The sequence below is a fragment of the Candidatus Methylomirabilota bacterium genome (assembly GCA_036002485.1).
Lineage (GTDB): Bacteria > Methylomirabilota > Methylomirabilia > Rokubacteriales > CSP1-6 > AR37.
On sequence record DASYTI010000001.1, the window covers coordinates 1 to 16,976 of the forward strand.

Annotated in this window: 19 protein-coding genes and 4 tRNA genes; all 23 read right to left on the bottom strand. The window is 69.2% G+C overall.

The features are described from left to right. The coding region (locus tag VGT00_00005; GenBank protein HEV8529783.1) for a GTP-binding protein at nucleotides 1–141 on the bottom strand (141 nt) is incomplete at its 3' end. 62 nt (nucleotides 142–203) lie between these two features. Continuing rightward, nucleotides 204–279 (bottom strand) — tRNA-Thr (locus tag VGT00_00010). 59 nt (nucleotides 280–338) lie between these two features. Further along, nucleotides 339–413 (bottom strand) — tRNA-Gly (locus VGT00_00015). 36 nt (nucleotides 414–449) lie between these two features. Continuing rightward, a tRNA-Tyr gene (locus VGT00_00020) sits at nucleotides 450–535 on the bottom strand. 34 nt (nucleotides 536–569) lie between these two features. After that, nucleotides 570–644 (bottom strand) — tRNA-Thr (locus tag VGT00_00025). A 39-nt stretch (nucleotides 645–683) separates the two neighbouring features. After that, the gene (gene rlmB / locus VGT00_00030) at nucleotides 684–1,457 is read right to left on the bottom strand and encodes a 23S rRNA (guanosine(2251)-2'-O)-methyltransferase RlmB (protein ID HEV8529784.1); all 774 of its coding nucleotides are present in this window, start codon (nucleotides 1,455–1,457) and stop codon (nucleotides 684–686) included. Further along, the gene (gene cysS, locus VGT00_00035; protein ID HEV8529785.1) at nucleotides 1,454–2,884 is read right to left on the bottom strand and encodes a cysteine--tRNA ligase; all 1,431 of its coding nucleotides are present in this window, start codon (nucleotides 2,882–2,884) and stop codon (nucleotides 1,454–1,456) included. Before cysS ends, rlmB begins: the two co-directional genes overlap by 4 nt. Then, nucleotides 2,884–3,366 carry a 2-C-methyl-D-erythritol 2,4-cyclodiphosphate synthase gene (gene ispF / locus VGT00_00040; GenBank protein HEV8529786.1) on the bottom strand — a complete coding sequence of 161 codons (483 nt, stop codon included), beginning with the start codon at nucleotides 3,364–3,366 and terminating at the stop codon, nucleotides 2,884–2,886. The genes cysS and ispF overlap by 1 nt, the downstream gene beginning before the upstream one ends. After that, the gene (ispD, locus tag VGT00_00045) at nucleotides 3,363–4,049 is read right to left on the bottom strand and encodes a 2-C-methyl-D-erythritol 4-phosphate cytidylyltransferase (protein HEV8529787.1); all 687 of its coding nucleotides are present in this window, start codon (nucleotides 4,047–4,049) and stop codon (nucleotides 3,363–3,365) included. The genes ispF and ispD overlap by 4 nt, the downstream gene beginning before the upstream one ends. Nucleotides 4,050–4,161: 112 nt before the next feature. Then, on the bottom strand, nucleotides 4,162–5,160 hold the full coding sequence (locus tag VGT00_00050; protein ID HEV8529788.1) for a PIN domain-containing protein: 999 nt from the start codon (nucleotides 5,158–5,160) through the stop codon (nucleotides 4,162–4,164). A 9-nt stretch (nucleotides 5,161–5,169) separates the two neighbouring features. After that, nucleotides 5,170–6,549 (bottom strand): DNA repair protein RadA, encoded by a 1,380-nt coding sequence (radA, locus tag VGT00_00055; protein HEV8529789.1) that lies wholly within the window; start codon nucleotides 6,547–6,549, stop codon nucleotides 5,170–5,172. Continuing rightward, on the bottom strand, nucleotides 6,549–7,724 hold the full coding sequence (locus VGT00_00060) for an MlaD family protein (protein ID HEV8529790.1): 1,176 nt from the start codon (nucleotides 7,722–7,724) through the stop codon (nucleotides 6,549–6,551). Before VGT00_00060 ends, radA begins: the two co-directional genes overlap by 1 nt. Nucleotides 7,725–7,856: 132 nt before the next feature. Next, the gene (locus tag VGT00_00065; GenBank protein HEV8529791.1) at nucleotides 7,857–8,612 is read right to left on the bottom strand and encodes an ATP-binding cassette domain-containing protein; all 756 of its coding nucleotides are present in this window, start codon (nucleotides 8,610–8,612) and stop codon (nucleotides 7,857–7,859) included. 8 nt (nucleotides 8,613–8,620) lie between these two features. Next, nucleotides 8,621–9,400 (bottom strand): ABC transporter permease, encoded by a 780-nt coding sequence (locus tag VGT00_00070; GenBank protein HEV8529792.1) that lies wholly within the window; start codon nucleotides 9,398–9,400, stop codon nucleotides 8,621–8,623. Nucleotides 9,401–9,458: 58 nt separating this feature from the next. Then, on the bottom strand, nucleotides 9,459–9,968 hold the full coding sequence (locus tag VGT00_00075; GenBank protein HEV8529793.1) for a hypothetical protein: 510 nt from the start codon (nucleotides 9,966–9,968) through the stop codon (nucleotides 9,459–9,461). Further along, nucleotides 9,965–10,603, bottom strand: a complete 639-nt coding sequence (gene hisIE / locus VGT00_00080) for a bifunctional phosphoribosyl-AMP cyclohydrolase/phosphoribosyl-ATP diphosphatase HisIE (protein HEV8529794.1) — start codon at nucleotides 10,601–10,603, stop codon at nucleotides 9,965–9,967. Before hisIE ends, VGT00_00075 begins: the two co-directional genes overlap by 4 nt. Continuing rightward, on the bottom strand, nucleotides 10,600–11,430 hold the full coding sequence (gene hisF, locus VGT00_00085) for an imidazole glycerol phosphate synthase subunit HisF (protein HEV8529795.1): 831 nt from the start codon (nucleotides 11,428–11,430) through the stop codon (nucleotides 10,600–10,602). Before hisF ends, hisIE begins: the two co-directional genes overlap by 4 nt. Before the next feature lie 5 nt (nucleotides 11,431–11,435). Further along, a complete protein-coding gene (hisA, locus tag VGT00_00090; protein ID HEV8529796.1) occupies nucleotides 11,436–12,152 on the bottom strand; it encodes a 1-(5-phosphoribosyl)-5-[(5-phosphoribosylamino)methylideneamino]imidazole-4-carboxamide isomerase in 717 nt (238 codons plus the stop codon). Continuing rightward, nucleotides 12,152–12,769 carry an imidazole glycerol phosphate synthase subunit HisH gene (hisH, locus tag VGT00_00095; GenBank protein ID HEV8529797.1) on the bottom strand — a complete coding sequence of 206 codons (618 nt, stop codon included), beginning with the start codon at nucleotides 12,767–12,769 and terminating at the stop codon, nucleotides 12,152–12,154. The genes hisA and hisH overlap by 1 nt, the downstream gene beginning before the upstream one ends. A gap of 1 nt (nucleotide 12,770) precedes the next feature. Beyond that, complete coding sequence (gene hisB / locus VGT00_00100) at nucleotides 12,771–13,358, bottom strand: imidazoleglycerol-phosphate dehydratase HisB (protein HEV8529798.1); 588 nt, start codon at nucleotides 13,356–13,358, stop codon at nucleotides 12,771–12,773. 29 nt (nucleotides 13,359–13,387) lie between these two features. Beyond that, nucleotides 13,388–14,719, bottom strand: coding sequence for a histidinol dehydrogenase (hisD, locus tag VGT00_00105; GenBank protein ID HEV8529799.1), 1,332 nt, complete (start codon nucleotides 14,717–14,719; stop codon nucleotides 13,388–13,390). A 215-nt stretch (nucleotides 14,720–14,934) separates the two neighbouring features. Then, nucleotides 14,935–15,576, bottom strand: coding sequence for an ATP phosphoribosyltransferase (gene hisG / locus VGT00_00110; GenBank protein HEV8529800.1), 642 nt, complete (start codon nucleotides 15,574–15,576; stop codon nucleotides 14,935–14,937). A 51-nt stretch (nucleotides 15,577–15,627) separates the two neighbouring features. After that, complete coding sequence (gene murA / locus VGT00_00115; protein HEV8529801.1) at nucleotides 15,628–16,884, bottom strand: UDP-N-acetylglucosamine 1-carboxyvinyltransferase; 1,257 nt, start codon at nucleotides 16,882–16,884, stop codon at nucleotides 15,628–15,630. Between the last annotated feature and the right edge of the window lie 92 nt (nucleotides 16,885–16,976).

The window sequence follows — 16,976 nt, forward strand, 5'->3', positions numbered from 1 at the left end:
GTCCCGCACCGCCACCCCGCTGTACTTCGTGTGCAGCACCTTCGTGATCGCCGAGGTCAGCGTCGTCTTCCCGTGGTCGATGTGCCCAATCGTCCCAATGTTCACGTGCGGCTTCGACCGATCGAATTTCGCCTTGGCCATCCTTGGCTCGCCTCCCTAGTCCTTCCGCCGTTCGGCCCGCCCTGCGTGTTCGTCCCAAGAGATGGAGCCCATGTCCGGGATTGAACCGGAGACCTCGCCCTTACCAAGGGCGTGCTCTGCCAACTGAGCTACATGGGCGTGGATCACATGCCTCGTTGCTTCTCCGGATGTCGGAAGCCCAGAGGCTGGAGCCCAAGTGGAGCGGGAAACGGGATTCGAACCCGCGACCCCCAGCTTGGAAGGCTGGCGCTCTACCGCTGAGCTATTCCCGCACTCCCTCTCGGCGCGAAACCCTTCGCCCCAGAAAATGGTGGGGAGAGGAGGATTCGAACCTCCGAAGGCGTTCGCCAGCAGATTTACAGTCTGCCCCCTTTGGCCACTTGGGTATCTCCCCGCTGGTTCTTCAGACTGTAACCCCTTGAAATGTCTGGCGCTGGCGGGAGGATTTGAACCCCCGACCCACTGCTTACAAGGCAGTTGCTCTACCCCTGAGCTACGCCAGCAGTCGCAAAACTTCACTTTAGTTTCGAGGTACCTGGAAGTCAAGACATTTTTGCCTGTTTAGCCACCCGCTGACGCTGGACTTCGTAGCAGAGGATTGCGGCCGCTGCCGAGACGTTCAGGGAATTGGTCCGGCCCCGCATCGGGATGCTGGCCAGGAAGTCGCAACTCTTGGCCACCAGGGGTCTCAGCCCGGGACCCTCGCCACCGAGAACCAGGCACACGGGGCCGGTCAGGTCTATTTCCCACGGCGCCTGACCCCCCCGGATCGTCGACCCCACCACCCAGAGGCCCTCTTTCTTCAATATTTCAAGAGATTGCACGAGATTCGTCTCCCGCGCAACAGCCAAATGCTCAACAGCCCCCATGGCCGACTTGGCCGCAGCCCCCGTGAGCCCGGCCGCGTGGTGCTTGGGCACGATCGCCCCGTGCGCTCCCGTCGCCTCGGCCGATCTGAGAATCGCTCCGAGATTTCTCGGATCCTGGACCTGATCGAGAACGAGGAAGAAGGCCGGCTCCCCACGCTGCCCAGGAATGACAAGGAGCTCCTCGAGAGAAGCGTAGGTTGCCTCGGCGACGCGCGCCACCACGCCTTGATGGTGCGGCGTGCCCGCCATGGCCGTCAGCTGATCGCGCGTGCGGAAAGAGATCTTCACCCCCCGACCGCGCGCGAGCGTCACGAGATCCTGCAGGGCGGGTCCCCTGCCCTCGGAGAGCACGGCCACTTCCTCGACGCGTCGACTCTGGGCCCGCAGGAGCTCGAGCACCGGATTGCGCCCGAAGAGCGGCGTCTCCTCGCGGGCGTCGGCGCTCACGGAGATAGCGTCCAGGTCGTGCCGTCGCGCGTGTCCTTGAGGGTGACACCGAGCCTCACGAGCTCGTCACGAAGGCGATCGGCCTCGGCGAAGTCACGCTGCTTGCGTGCCTGCTCGCGGAGGTAGACGAGGGATTCCACGCGCGCCTTGAGCTGCGGATCCACGGGCGCGTGGGCTCGCGCGCCGGTCTCGAGCAGCCCCAGCACGCGCCCGAGGGTGACGAGCTCGCCCACGCCCATGAGAAGCGGGCCCGCCCCGATTCGGCCCTGCTCGAGCTGCGCCCGCGCGCCCTGAAGGAATCGCGCGAGGTCGAAGAGGACACCGAGGGCCTGCGGCGTGTTGAAGTCGTCGTCCATGGCCGCCTCGAAGCGCTGGCGATGCGCGGCGACCTCATCGAAGAGGCCGCCGTCGGGGCCGGGCTTCGGCGTGCCCTTGCTGGCGATGCGCTCGGCCTCCTCGACGAGAGCCCGCAGGCGGCCCAGGGCCTTGGCGGACTCGCTGACTCGCTCGTCGGCGAACTCGAGCGGGTGACGATAGTGAGTGCCGAGAAAGTAGAGCCTCAGGGCCTCAGGCGCGTGGCGCTGGACCATGTCCTTGATCCAGAGGGTATTGCCGAGCGACTTGGACATCTTTTCCGACGCGAGATTCACGAAGCCGTTATGGGCCCAGCAGCGCACAAAAGGCTTGCCCGTCGCGCCTTCGGACTGGGCGATCTCGTTCTCATGGTGAGGGAAGATCAGATCTTCGCCCCCGCCGTGGAAGTCAAAGCTCTCGCCCAAGTACTGCATGGCCATGGCGGAGCACTCGATGTGCCAGCCCGGCCGCCCGGGACCCCACGGCGAGGACCACGAGGGCTCGCCAGGTTTCGCGGCCTTCCACAGCGCGAAGTCGAGGGGGTCGCGCTTGCGCTCGTCGACGTCGACGCGGGCGCCCGCCTCCAGCTCGTCGAGGTTCTTGCCCGAGAGCTTTCCATACGAAGGGAAGCGGCGCACCTCGAAGTACACGTCGCCGTCCAGCCCGTAGGCGGTTCCGCGCTTCAGCAGCCGCTCGATGAGCTCGACCATCTGCGGGACATGCTCGGTGGCCTTGGGCTCGACATCGGGCGGCCTGATCCCGAGCGAGGCCATGTCCGCCCGGTATTCGGCAATGTAGCGCTCCGAGATAACCGTGGCCTCCACGCCCTCCTCGTTGGCGCGGCGGATGATCCGGTCGTCCACATCGGTGAAGTTCTTGACGAACGTCACCTTGAGCCCCTTGAAGGCGAGATGCCGGCGGATGATGTCGAAGGCCAGCGCGCTGCGCGCATGCCCGATATGCGAGAGATCGTAGACGGTGACCCCGCACACGTACATCCGCACCTCGCCGGGGATGAGGGGGACGAAGTCCTCCTTGACACGGGTGAGCGTGTTGAAGATGCGGAGCGCCATCACGGCACCTCCACGCTGACCACGGCCATGGCGGCGATGCCCTCGCCGCGGCCGAGGAGGCCCAGGTGCTCGGGGCTCTTGGCCTTGACGCTCATCTGATCAGGCGCCAGGCCCATGGTCTTGGCGAGCCGCTCGGCCATGGCGGGCAGGTGGGGACCGAGTCGGGGCGCCTGGCAGATCACCGTGGCGTCGACATTGATAGGGCGCGCGCCCTTCCGGGTGAGGGCCTCCATCACGCTTTCGAGCAGGACCAGGCTCGACACGCCCTTCCAGCGCGGATCAGTGTCGGGGAACATGCGCCCGAGGTCGCCCAGGGCCAGCGCGCCCAGGAGGGCCTCGCACACGGCGTGAGTCAGGACATCGGCATCCGAGTGGCCCCCGAGCCCGCGCTCGGCAGGGACGGTGATGCCGCCCAACACGAGGGGGCGGCCGTCGACGAGCGGGTGGAGGTCGAAGCCGAGGCCGCTCCGCGAGGTGGTCATCGACGGCTCCCGAGAAGCATGCGCACGGTCTTGAGATCCTCCGGCGTCGTGATCTTGATGTTCCGCGCCAGGCCCTCGACCATGGCCACCCGGCCACCCAGCCGCTCCACCAGCATCGCGTCGTCGGTGCCGCGGAAGCCTTCCCGCACGGCCTTGTCGTGGGCCTCGCGCAAGAGCTCCCGTCGAAAGGCCTGCGGCGTCTGGGTCAGCCACAGGCCGTCCCGAGGCAGCGTCTTGGCGACGACGGAGTCCTGGACCATCTTGACCGTCTCGCGCACCGGCCAGCCGCAGGTGGCGGCGCCGGGGATACGCGCGGCCGCAAGCACGCGCTCCACGAGGTCGGGCGTGACCATGGGCCGAACGGCGTCGTGGACCACGACCCAGGCCGCCTCGGACGAAATCGTCTCGAGGCCAAGCCGCACCGAATCCTGCCTTTCCTCTCCACCCGCGACCACGGCCAGCACGCGGGGCACTCGAAAGCGCCGGAGCAGAGCCTGGGTCGCGCCGATCCTGTCCTCAGAAACCGCCACCACCGCGCCCTCGATGGAGGGGCATCGCGCGAGCGCGCGGATGGTGTGGACGAGAAGGGGGGCGCCGCCCAGCAGGAGGTATTGCTTGGGCTGCCGTCCACCCATGCGCGTGCCGGAGCCAGCCGCGGGAACGAGGGCGACGGCTTTCATCATTGGGTGCGGGGTCCTCGAAATGGCCCCCGCACTCCCCCCGTTTGGAGGCGGGCCCCTCGAAATGGCCCCCGCACTCCCCCCACTCGCGTGGCGGCTCCGTTCATCGCGCGGGTCACCGCGAGCCCTCTTCGTCCTTCAGGCGGGAGAAGATCATGCGGCCGGCCGTGGTCTGCAGGACCGAGGTCACCGTCACGCTCACCTGCTGGCCGATGAAGCGCTTGCCGTGATCCACGACCACCATGGTGCCGTCGTCGAGGTAGGCGACGCCCTGCCCCGCCTCCTTTCCCTCCTTGACCACGTGGACGTGGACGAGCTCGCCCGGCAGCACCACGGGGCGCAGGGCATTGGCCAGCTCGTTGACGTTGAGCACCGCGACCCCCGAGAGCTCCGCAACCTTGTTGAGGTTGTAGTCGTTGGTCACGACCTTGCCGCCCATGGCCTTGGCGAGCTCGATGAGCTTGCGGTCGACCTCACGCACCTGCGGGAAATCCTGGTCCTCGATCCGCACGGTGGCGCCGGGCATCCGCTGCAGCCGCTGGAGCACGTCGAAGCCTCGCTTGCCCCGGTTCCGCTTGAGGGGATCGGGCGAATCGGCGATCTGCTGGAGCTCTCGCAGCACGAACTGGGGGATGACGAGGGTGCCCTCGAGAAAGCCGACCTCGGAGAGGTCCACGATCCGCCCGTCGATGATCACGGAGGTGTCGAGGATCTTGAAGCCCTGCCGCCGCGCCGCCGTCTTGGGAAAGAGCTTGGACGACATGTCCTCGAGCTCGTCGCGCTTGGCCAGCGCCACCGATGCGCCCAGATAGGTCAGGAGCAGCCCGAAGAGACCGCGGCCGAGGGGGCCCGCATCGGGAGCGACGGCGCCCACGGCCGTGCCGAGGCCGAGCCCGAGACCCAGCCCGACGATGCCGCCCATGGCACCCCAGAAGAGCCGGTCGACCGGGATGCGTCGCGCCTGCCATTCGAGCAAGACGGCGAGGACGCCGAAGAGAAAGCCGGCGCCGGCCAGCCACCAGTTGGTCGCGGGAATGCCCATGGCGGGGCCGAAGGCCATTCCGGCTGCCGTCGCCGCCGCCAGCATGACTATGCGCACGATGATGATGGCCATGGTCGCCTCTCACTCCCCGAGCAGTGTCTTGACCGCCTCGTCCACCGAGCCCACGCCCTGAACGGTAAGGGGATGCGTGGCTCCCGCCGCCGGATTCTTGCCGCCGAGATTGTTCTGGGGCACCACGGCGGTATCGAAGCCGAGGGCCGCCGCCTCCTTGAGCCGTGCCGTGAAGCCGGCCACCGCGCGCACCTCGCCGGTCAGCCCCACCTCGCCCATGATCACCACGTCGCCGCGGACGGGCCGATCGAGGTAGCTCGAAGCTGCCGCGATGGCGATGCCGAGGTCGGAGGCCGGCTCGGTGACGCGCGCGCCTCCTGCCACGTTGACGAAGACATCCTGGCTCTGGAGCGGAAATCCCACCCGCTTCTCGAGCACGGCCAGGAGCAGGCAGACGCGATTGTAGTCGGCCCCCAGCACCGTACGTCGCGGCGTCCCGAAGCTGGCGGGCGTGACGAGGGCCTGTAGCTCGAGCAGGAGCGGCCGGGTGCCCTCGAGGCTCGAGACGATGACCGAGCCCGCGGCCCCACGCGGCCGCTCGGCGAGGAAGAAGCCGGACGGGTTCGACACCTCGGCCAGCCCCAGCTCACCCATCTCGAACACCCCGATCTCATTGGTCGACCCGAAGCGATTCTTGACGGCGCGGAGGATACGATAGGCGTGGTGCTGCTCGCCTTCGAAGTAGAGCACGGTGTCGACGAGATGCTCGAGAACGCGCGGTCCCGCGATGGCTCCGTCCTTGGTGACGTGACCGACGAGAAAGGCGGCCATGCCGCGGCTCTTGGCGAGGAGCATGAGGCGGGCGGCGCACTCGCGCACCTGGCTGACGCTGCCGGGCGCCGACTCGAGCCCGGGCAGAAAGACCGTCTGTATGGAGTCCACGATGAGCGCGCGCGGCCGGAGCTCAATCGCGTGCGCCTCGATGACCTGGAGATCCGTCTCCGCGAGGAAGTAGAGTCCCTTCGGCGCGATGCCGAGCCGATCGGCCCGCAGCTTGACCTGCGCCGCCGACTCCTCGCCCGAGACATAGAGCACCGGACCCCGCCGCTCGGCGAGGGCCCGGCTAGCCTGGAGCAGGAGGGTGGACTTGCCGATACCGGGGTCACCTCCGATGAGGACCAGCGAGCCCGGCACCACGCCGCCCCCCAGGACGCGATCGAGCTCGCCGATGCCCGTGAGGATCCGCTCTCCCGCCTCGACGGCGATGTCGCCGATGGGCATGGGCTTGGCGCCCGCGGCCAGCTTGGGCCGTTCGGAGCGCGAGGCCAGAGGCCGCTCCTCGATCAGGGCGACGAAGCTTCCCATCCGGGCGCAATCAGGGCAGGTGCCGGGCTTCGGCGCTGCGAAGCCGCAGGTTTGACAGCGATAGATCGATCGCTCTTTTGCCACTACTTGTCCTTGGCTCGATCGCCCGTCTTGATCGTGGAGCGTATGAGGGCGCGCAGGAGAAAGCTCCGCTGCGCGCCCTCGAGAAACGAGACCATGCTCTCGTAGAGCGTGGGGTCGACCACGAGCTTTCCCAGGGTGCCCTCGCCGGAATTGAGCTTCTCGGACACCGCGCGGAGATTGGCGAGGGCGGTCCGTACGTCCGCGCCGGCCTGGCTCATGCCGTCCTCGTTCCCTCCCTGTATGAGCCCGCCGAGCACGCCCTCGCCTCGCGCGAGCTTCTCGGACACGTCACGGAAGTTCCGCGCGAGGATCTGGAGGTCTCGCGCCACCGGCCGGTACTCGGGGTCGAAGAGGAGGGCCGGGAGGAGGCCGTCGCTGGGCCCCGGCTTCTCCGCAGCCCGCCCCAGCGCGTCGAGGGCAGCCATGAGCGCGCGGCCAGACTTCGCGCTGTCCTTGGAGAGCAGGACGCCGACGGCGCTGTCCCCGCTCTCCGCCCGAGCCATGAGGGCTTCCGCCGAGATGAGGATGGCATTGAGCCGCCGGAGCGCCTCCGGCTCCTCGTAGACCAGCACGTGGAGCCACCCTCGCCCCTTCTCGACCTCGTTGGTGATACGGCGCGCGGAGCTGGCCGCCACGCCAAGATCTTCCACGGCGCCGCTCTTGTCGAGCCGATCGACGGCGGCGCGCAGCGTCGACACCAGCTGGTTGACGGCGGCCAGCGTGCCCGCGCCTTCGGCGAACATCCGGCCCATCTCGAACGCCTCGCGGGAGGTCAGCGGCTCCCCCGGCGCGAGGGGCGGGGCATCCGGCGAGCCGCTGGTGATCTCCACGATCTTGTCGCCGAGCAGACCCTGGGTCGCGATACGCGCCTCGGAGTCGCGGCGGATGCGATCGTGGAAGCGCCGCGCCACCGTCATGGTCACCCGCACCTTGCTGCCGACCTTGGGAGACAGCGTCACGTCCGTGACCCGGCCGATCTGGACGCCGGCCAGGCGCACGGTGGCGCCCTCGATGAGCCCCCCGACCTCGGTGAACTCGGCGATGAGCTCGTACTTGCTCTCGAAGTAGCGGGCGCGGGCCCCCAGCAGATAGATGATGGCGAGGAAGACGACCAGCGACACGAGGACGAAGCCGCCGATGCGGAGCTGAAGGGCGAGGGAGCGGCGGTCTGGCATCTTACTCAGCCCTCGCTTCGCCGCGCTCGTCGCCTACGGCTCCTCGGCCGCGTCTCGGCTCGAACCGCAACTCAGCCCTCGCTTCGCCGCGCTCGTCGCCTACGGCTCCTCGGCCGCGTCTCGGCTCGAACATCAGTCTTCGCGGAGCTCGCCCGCGAGGAAGCGGCGGACGTCGGGGTTGGAGGAGGCGCGCATCTCGGCCGGAGTGCCGATGTCCGCGATGCGCCCCTGGTGCAGGATGGCCATCTGGTCGGCAATCATGTTGGCGAACTCGATGTCGTGGGTGACCACGATGGCGGTGTCGCAGACCCCCGACCGCAGCGAGACCATCAGCTCGCCGACCAGCCGGGCATTGGTGGGGTCGAGCCCGGCCGTGGGCTCGTCGAAGAAGACGACCTCGGGCTCCAGCACGAGGGCGCGGGCGATGCCCACCCGCTTGCGCATGCCCCCGGAGAGCTCCGCGGGCAGGAGGTCGTCGACGCCGGGCAATCCCACCAGAGACAGGAATCGATGGACGCGGTCCGTGATCTCCCCGAGCGACATGCTGGTGTGCTCGCGCAGCGGGAAGGCGACGTTTTCGAAGACGGAGAGCGAGTCGAAGAGGGCGGCGCCCTGGAAGACGAACCCCGCCCGCCTCCGGAGCGGGAGCATGGCCTCTTCGCGCATGCGCTCGATGCGCGTGCCGAAGAGCGACACCTGTCCGGCATCGGGCCGGATCAGCCCGTCCGTGATGCGCAGGAGCACGGTCTTGCCCGCGCCGCTCCCGCCCATGACGGCCAGCGTGGTGCCCTTGCCAAGGGCCAGGCTCACGCCCCGGAGCACGGGCTTGTCCTCGAAGGACTTTCGCACCTCTCGGAGCTCGACGGGAATCTCGGGAGCCGGCGCCACGGGATCCATCACCAGAACAGGATGAAAAAGAGCTTGGTGAGGAAGAAGTCCGAGATGATCACGGCCATGGCGACCTGGACCACCGTGTCGGTGGTGGAGCGACCCAGCCCCTCGGTGCCGCCCTCGGTGCCGAGCCCGTTGTAGCAGCCGATGAGGGTGACGAGGGCGCCGAAGACCACGCTCTTGGCGATGCCCGTCAGGAAATCGCGCATGACCACCCAGTACGAGATGGTGTTCCAGTAGAGATAGCCATCGACGCCACGGTCGAAGACCACGACGAGCATGCCACCGAAGAGCCCGATGGCATCGGCCAGGATGGTCACGAGCGGGAACACCACGAGGGCGGCGAGGAGACGCGGCACGATCAGACGCTTGACGTAGTTGACGCCGAGGGCGCGGAGCGCGTCGATCTGCTCCGTCACCTTCATGGAGCCCAGCTCCGCCGTGATGCCGGAGGCGACCTTGCCGCCCACCAGGATGGCCGTGAGCACGGGCCCGAGCTCGCGCAGCATGGAGAGGGCCACGATGGGCCCGACGTAGTTCTCCGCCCCGAACCGCGCCATGTTCACGGCGCTCTGGAGGGCCAGGACCATGCCCGTGAAGAGCCCGGCCGTGAGGGCGACGAGGAGCGAACGCACCCCGATCAAGTCGATCTGCTGGGCCACGATGACCAGATAGGAGGGCGGGAGCCTGACGTTACGCGCGGCCTCGATGGCGAGGAGGCCGAGCCCGCCGTACCACGCCACGGATTCCTGCCCCTGGCGCCGCGCGTACGCCCACACGCTCATCGGAATGGTCTCCCGGTGGAGGAGGAGGCGCGAGTTGGGGGCCTCTTCGCGCAAGCGCTCATCGGACGCTCCCGTTCACGCTCTCCACGAAAGCGCGGAAAGCCTCGCGGCCGGACGCGAAGGCCTCGGGGGGCGCCACGTACAGAAAATCGTAGACACACTGGTCGCCCTTGACCACGATCGCCTCGACCTCCACCGGCGTGCCGTCCAGGCTACCCCGGAGCACCGCACGCTGGGCCGGCCGGCCGCCCACGGTGAGGGGGCCGCTCTCCTCGACCACGCGCTCCTTGAGGCCAAAGGTCAGATGGCGTGTCAGGACGTCGAGCGGACGCCGAACCGCTTTGTCCTCGCACGTGGCATCCACGAGCATGCCGCCCGGCGGCGTCGCCCGCTGGAGCTCGAGGTCGGCGGCGCCGCCCCGCTTCACGGACCAGCCCGGTGACGGCAGGCTCACGTGATAGCCCTTGGGCGAATGGTAGACGCCGCTCTCGATTCGGCCGACGCTGCAGCCGGCCGCCACGATGGCGAGGAGCTGGAGAGTCATCGACCTGAGCGCCGGTGACCTCATGCCGGGCTCTTCTCTCCGTGGCGCCGCGCGAGCTCTTCGAAGACGCGGCGCAACGGGATGCCGCGAGAGGCGAGCAGCACCATGCTGTGGAACCAGAGATCGGCCACTTCCGACACCACGCGCCCGTCGCCCTCGCCGCCGAGGGCCGCCGTCACCACCTCGGTCGCCTCCTCGCCGATCTTCCGGCAGATCTGCGCCTCCCCGCGCTCGAAGAGCCCGGCCGTGTAGGAGCCGGCGGGCCGCTCCACCTTGCGCGACTGGAGCACGCGCTCCACCACCTCGAGCACCGCGGGACCCGCCCCCCCCGGCGCGGGGGAGGCGAGTCCCGCGAGGCGAGTGAAGAAGCAGGTCCGCGCGCCCGTGTGGCAGGCGACACCGTCCTGGTGCACCTGGACGAGGAGGGTGTCGCGATCGCAGTCCGCATAGACGCCGTCGACGTGCTGCCCGTGGCCGGAGGTCTCTCCTTTGCGCCAGAGGGCTCGTCGCTCGCGCGACCAGTAATGGGCCAGCCCCGTTCCGAGAGTCTTGGCGAGAGCGCCGCGGTCCATCCAGGCGACCATGAGCACTTCGCCCGTCTCCGTCTCCTGCGCCACGGCGGGGATGAGTCCCTGGGCGTCCCATTTGAGCTCGGTCACGGCTCGAGCCTCACGGCCACGCCGCGATCGCGAAGATAGGCCTTGGCCTCGCCGATGGTGTGCCGGCCGAAGTGAAACATGGAGGCCACGAGCACGGCGTCGGCCTTGCCCTCGACCACGCCCGTGCGAAGATCCTCGAGGCTCCCCGCCCCTCCCGAGGCGATGACGGGGACGCTGACCGCCTCCGACACCGCGCGCGTCAGCTCGAGGTCATAGCCGTCGCCCGTGCCGTCTCGGTCCATGCTCGTGAGGAGGATCTCCCCCGCTCCGAGCGCCTCGACCTCGCGCGCCCAGGCGACCGCGTCGCGACCCGTCGACCGGCGGCCGCCATGGGTGAAGACGCTCCACCGCAGGGGCGGGCTCGGCTCACGCTTCGCGGTGATTCGATTCGCAGTGATTCGCTTGGCAGTGATTCGCTTGGCAGTGATTCGCTTGGCATCAATGGCCACCACGATGCACTGGCTGCCGAAGCGCTGGGCCGCCTCGCGGATCAGCTCGGGGCGCTCGAGGGCCGCGGTATTGACCGAGACCTTGTCGGCGCCGGCGCGGAGCAGGGTCCGGATGTCCTCGATGCTCCGCACGCCGCCCCCCACGGTGAGCGGCATGTAGATGCCCTCGGCCGTCCGGCGCACGACGTCGAGCATGATCTCGCGCTCCTCGTGGGAGGCGGTGATGTCGAGGAAGACCAGCTCGTCGGCGCCCTGGGCGTCATACGCTCGCGCGGCCTCGGCGGGATCGCCCGCGTCGCGGAGATCCACGAAGCGCACCCCCTTGACGACACGGCCGCCGTGGACATCGAGGCATGGGATGAGGCGCTTGCAGAGCATGACGGCTAGCGGGCCTCCGCCACGGCGGCGCGGAGATCGACGGCGCCGCTGTAGAGCGCGCGGCCGACGATGACGCCGTCGACGCCCGGGATGGTGGCGAGCTGGCGGATGTCGTCGAGGGACCCGACCCCCCCGGACGCGAAGAGCGGGATGGTGGCGGCGCGGGCCACCGCCTCCGTGCTCCAGAGGTTCGGGCCGCCCTGGGTGCCGTCCCTGGTGATGTCCGTATAGACGATGGCCGCCGCGCCGGCCGCCGCGGCATCACGCCCCAGAGCCACCGCCTCCAGCTCCAAGACGCGGGTCCAGCCATCCACGGCCACGTGGCCGTCCGCGGCGTCGACACCCACCATGATTCGATCGGGGAAGCGGCGGCAGATGTCGGCGAGGAAATCGGGGTCAAGAGCCGCGCGGGTGCCCACGATGGCCCAGCGCGCCCCCGAGTCGAGCACGGCCTGCACGTGCTCTACCGCCCGGAGTCCCCCGCCCACCTCCACGGGTATGTTCACGGCACGGACGATGTCGCGGATGAGGACAGCCTGGGCCGGCCCGGCGTCGAAGGCGCCGTCGAGATCCACGACGTGAAGCCGCGGGGCGCCCTCCGCCTCCCAGCGGCGGGCCATGGCCACGGGATCGTCGGAGAACACGGTCTCGGCCTCCGCGCGTCCCTGAAGCAGCCGCACACATCGGCCGTTCCGGAGATCGATGGCGGGAATGACCAGCATCAGGTCCGTCCGTCGCGCACGAAGGCCGCGAAGTTCTCGAGCAGCTTCAAGCCCCAGCGCTGGCTCTTCTCGGGGTGAAACTGCGTGGCGAAGAGCGTGCCCCGCCCCACGGCCGCCGGAAAGGTCAGCCCGTAGGTGCAGGTCGCCATGGGCAGCGAGGGATCCGCCGCGCTCGGATAGTAGGAGTGCACGAAGTAGAAATGGGCCCCGGACGGGATGCCCTCGAAGATGCGCAAGTCCCCCCGATGCTCGACGGTATTCCAGCCCATGTGCGGCACCTTGAGCCCGCCCGGGAAGCGCCGGACCGTCCCGGGAATCACGTCGAGCCCCTTGCCCTGACCGAACTCCTCGCTCTCCGTGAAGAGGAGCTGATAGCCCAGGCAGATGCCGAGAAAGGGGCGGCCCTCGTCGAGGGCGGCCTTGAGAGGGTCGAGGAGGCCGAGGGATTGGAGACCGCTCATGGCGTCGTGGAAAGCGCCGTCGCCGGGCAGGACGAGAGCGCGCGCGCCCTCGATGACGCGCGGGTCCTGAGTCACGACGGCCCGCATTCCCAGACGGCCGAGCGCGTTCTCGACGCTGCCCAGATTCCCTCGGCCGTAGTCGATGACGGCGATCACGTCAGAGGGTTCCCTTGGTGCTGAGGACTCCGGCGATGCGCGGGTTCAGCCGCGTCGCCTCCGCGAGGGCGCGACCCACCGCCTTGAAGGCGGCCTCGGCGATGTGGTGGAGGTTCTGCCCGTAGTGCATGTTGACGTGCAGGGTGATCTCGGCGTTGAAGGCGAAGGCGCGGAAGAAGTCCTCGAGGAGCTCCAGGTCGAAGTTGCTGATCCGCGCGCGCCGCAGCGGCACGTTGAAGACGAGATAGGGCCGGCCCGAGATGTCGACGGCGGCGTGCAGGAGGGCCTCATCCATGGGAAGGAAAGACGCGCCGTAGCGGACGATCCCCGCCTTGTCGCCCAGCGCCTCGCGAAATGCCTTGCCCAGGCAGATCCCCACATCCTCCACCGTGTGGTGAAGGTCCACCTCGAGGTCCCCGCGAGCATCCACGGTCAGGTCCATCAGGCCGTGCTTGGCCCAGGCCTCGAGCATGTGGGAGAAGAAGGGGATGCCCGTCTCCACCTTGGAGGCGCCCGTGCCGTCGAGGCCGAGCTGGAGCACGATCTGCGTCTCCTTGGTCCGGCGCTCGACGCGGCCCTGGCGGGGAATCTCGGGAGTTGCCTGGTCGCCCGAAGGCTTCATGTCCGACCTCCAGTCTTCTCGATGCGCGCCGCGGCCGCGGCGCCATGGCCATCCAGCCCCTCGACGCGGGCGAGCTCCGCCACGTGCGGCCCCGCCTCAACGAGCCCGGCCTTGACGTACTCGATGACGCTCAGGCGCTTGACGAAGTCCTCCGTGGACAGGGCCGAGGCGAAGCGCGCCGTTCCCCCCGTGGGCAGGACGTGATTCGGGCCGGCCACGTAGTCGCCGATCACCTCGGGCGTGTAGGGGCCGAGGAAGACCGCGCCGGCATTCCGCACGCGCGTGAGCCAGGCCTCGGGATCGGAGACCTGAAGCTCGAGATGCTCTGGGGCCAGGAGGTTGGCGACCTCGACGGCCTCCTCCAGGCTCCGGGTCAGGACGAGCGCCCCGTGAGATCTCAAGGCGGCGCCCGCGATCTCCTTTCGCGGCAGGAGCGCCAGCTGGCGCTCCACCTCCACGGCCACGCGCTCGATGAGGGCGGTCGAGGGCGTGAGGAGGACGGCCCGAGCCATGGGATCGTGCTCGGCCTGCGCGAGGAGGTCGGCGGCCACCCACGAGGGATCGGCGGCCGCCTCGGCCACCACCACGACCTCGCTGGGACCCGCCACCATGTCGATGCCGACATCGCCGAAGACCCGGCTCTTGGCGAGCGCGACATAGATATTGCCCGGGCCGACGATCTTGTCCACCCGACGGATGGTCTCGGTGCCATAGGCCAGGGCGGCCACCGCCTGGGCCCCGCCCACGCGATAGGCCTCGGTGATACCGGCCACGCGGGCCGCGGCCAGGACGGCGGGAGCGAGGGACTTGTCGGCCCCGGGCGGCGAGACGAGCACGATCTCGCGCACGCCCGCCACCCGCGCGGGTATCACGGTCATCAGCACGGTGGACGGGTAGGCGGCGCGGCCGCCCGGAACATACACGGCCACCCGGTCCAGCGGGCGCACCTCCTGGCCCAGCCGCGAGCCCAGGGCGTCCGTCATGCGCCACGAGCGCGGAGCGCACTCGCGGTGGAAGCGCTCGATGCGCTCCGCCGCATAGCGCAGCGCCCGCATGGTCGCCTCGCCCACCGTGCCCATGGCCGCGTCGATCTCGGCCGGCGTCACCGCGAGCTCGGTCGCGGTCAGGCGCACGCGATCGAAGCGCTCGGTGAAGTCGAGGAGCGCGGCGTCGCCCTTCTCGCGCACGGCGGCCACGATTTCCTCGACGCGCCGGTGGACCTCCGCGTCCACGGCCGCGGGCGGCCGGTCGAGCGCCTTGGCCACTCCGGCGGCGCCGAGCGTCGCGGTGTCCAGACGCTTGATGATGGACTCAGACGTGCTGATCATCTCAGCCCTCGCCTCATCGCTCATCTACTCAGCCCTCGCCTCAGGGCCTCGCCCTTCAGCTCGAACTGCCACGCCTGCGGGATCATCTGAGCCCTCGCCTCGCGGCTCCGCCGCTCAGCTCGAACATCGGGCCGCGCTTCGACTCGAACGATCTATTCAGCCCTCGCCTCATCGTGTTCCTCGCCATTGGCTCGTCACACGCTTCGGCTCGAACATCATCTCGCGACCTCTTGGCGCATGGCGGCGATGAGGGCGCTGACCCGGGCATGGGCCGTCTTGAGCGACGCTCGGTTTACGATGAGCCGCGCCGTCGAGGTCATGATCTCCGCGACCTCTACGAGGCCGTTGACCCGCAGCGTCTCGCCCGACTGGACGAGATCCACGATGCGCTCGGCCAGCCCCACCAGCGGGGCCAGCTCGATGGAGCCGTCGAGACGGATCATCTCGACCTGGATGCCGCGCTCGGAGAAATAGCGCTCGGTCAAGGTCGGATACTTGGTGGCCACGCGAACCCACGACCACTTGGCCGGGTCGTCCCGCTCCCACAGCTCGCGGGGCTCGGCCACCACGAGCCGACAGAAGCCGAAGCCCAGGTCCACCGGCTCGTAGACGTCGGGCTGCTGCTCGGCCAGGATGTCCTTGCCCACGATACCGAGGTCGGCCGCGCCGTACTGGACATAGGTCGGAATGTCGGCGGGCTTGAGGAAGATGAAGCGCAGGTCCCTCTCCGCGTCCGCGAGCAGCAGCTTGCGCGTGTCGGCCTCGAGGCCCCGGATGCCCATGGCGGAGAGCAGCTGGAGGGCGGGATCGAGCAGGCGTCCCTTGGGCAGCGCGAAGGTGAGAGCAGGCAGGGTCATCTATTCAGCCCTCGCCTCGCGACGGCCAGAGACCGCCGCTCAGCTCGAAGATCATTTCACCCTCTCGATCCGCGCCCCGAGGGCCTGGAGTTTCCTCTCGAGCCCCTCGTAGCCGCGATCCAGATGGTAGACGCGCGAGACCTCCGTGGTGCCCCGCGCGGCCAGCCCGGCCAGGACCAGGGAGGCGGAGGCGCGGAGATCGGTGGCCATGACCGGAGCGCCCTGATACGCCTCGACCCCTCGGATCACCGCGAACGGTCCGTCGGTCTCGATGAGAGCGCCCATCCGGCAGAGCTCCGCGGCGTGCATGAAGCGGTTCTCGAAGATGGTTTCAGTGATCTTGCTCAGCCCCTCGGCCCGACCGAGCAGCGCCATCATCTGCGCCTGCATGTCAGTGGGAAAGCCCGGGAAGGGGCTCGTAATCACATCCGCGGGCCGAGGGCGCAGGGGCCCGACGCAACGCACGCGATCGCCGTCGACGGTGATGCTCACACCGCACTCCTCGAGCTTGGCGAGGGTGGCCGAGAGATGGCGCGGAGTCACACCCGTCAGCGTGACGTCACCGCCCGTGATGGCCCCGGCCACGAGCAGCGTGCCCGCCTCGATGCGGTCGGGAATGACGCGGTGCCGCGCGCCCCCGAGCTCGGACACGCCTTCGATCTCGATGCGCTCGGTGCCCGCGCCCTCGATGCGCGCGCCCATCGCGGTGAGGAGGCGCGCCAGGTCGGCGACCTCGGGCTCGCGGGCGGCATTCTCCAGCACCGTGACACCCTCGGCGAGGGCGGCGGCCATCATGAGATTCTCCGTGCCCGTGACGGTGACGAGGTCGGTCGTGATGCGCGCGCCCTTGAGTCGGCTGGCCCGCGCTTCGATATAGCCGTTCTGGATGACGATATCGGCGCCGAGCTTGGCCAGGCCCTTCAGGTGCTGATCTATCGGACGCGCGCCGATGGCGCAGCCGCCCGGCAGCGCGACCCGGGCCATGCCCGTGCGGGCCAGGAGCGGCCCCAGCACGACCACGGAGGCGCGCATGGTCGAGACCAGCTCGTACGGCGCCTCGGGAGTGGTCACCCGCGGGACGCGGAAGCGCGTGGCGCCGTCCGCCTCGGGCGCGATCTCCGCGCCCAGGCGCTCGAGGAGCGAGCGCATGGTCACGACATCGGCCAGCTGCGGCACGTTGTCGAGGACGACCGGCTGGGCCGTGAGCAGGCTCGCAGCCATGGCGGGCAGCGCCGCGTTCTTGGCCGCGCTGGCCTCGACCACGCCGCGCAGTGGCACACCTCCTTCGATCACGAGCCGCGTCGGCATCAGTCGCCCCTCCGCATTTGCCCCTTCCCCATCAGTCCCTTCCTCATCAGTCCCTTCCCCATCAGTCCCTTCCCCATCGGCCCCTTCCCCAT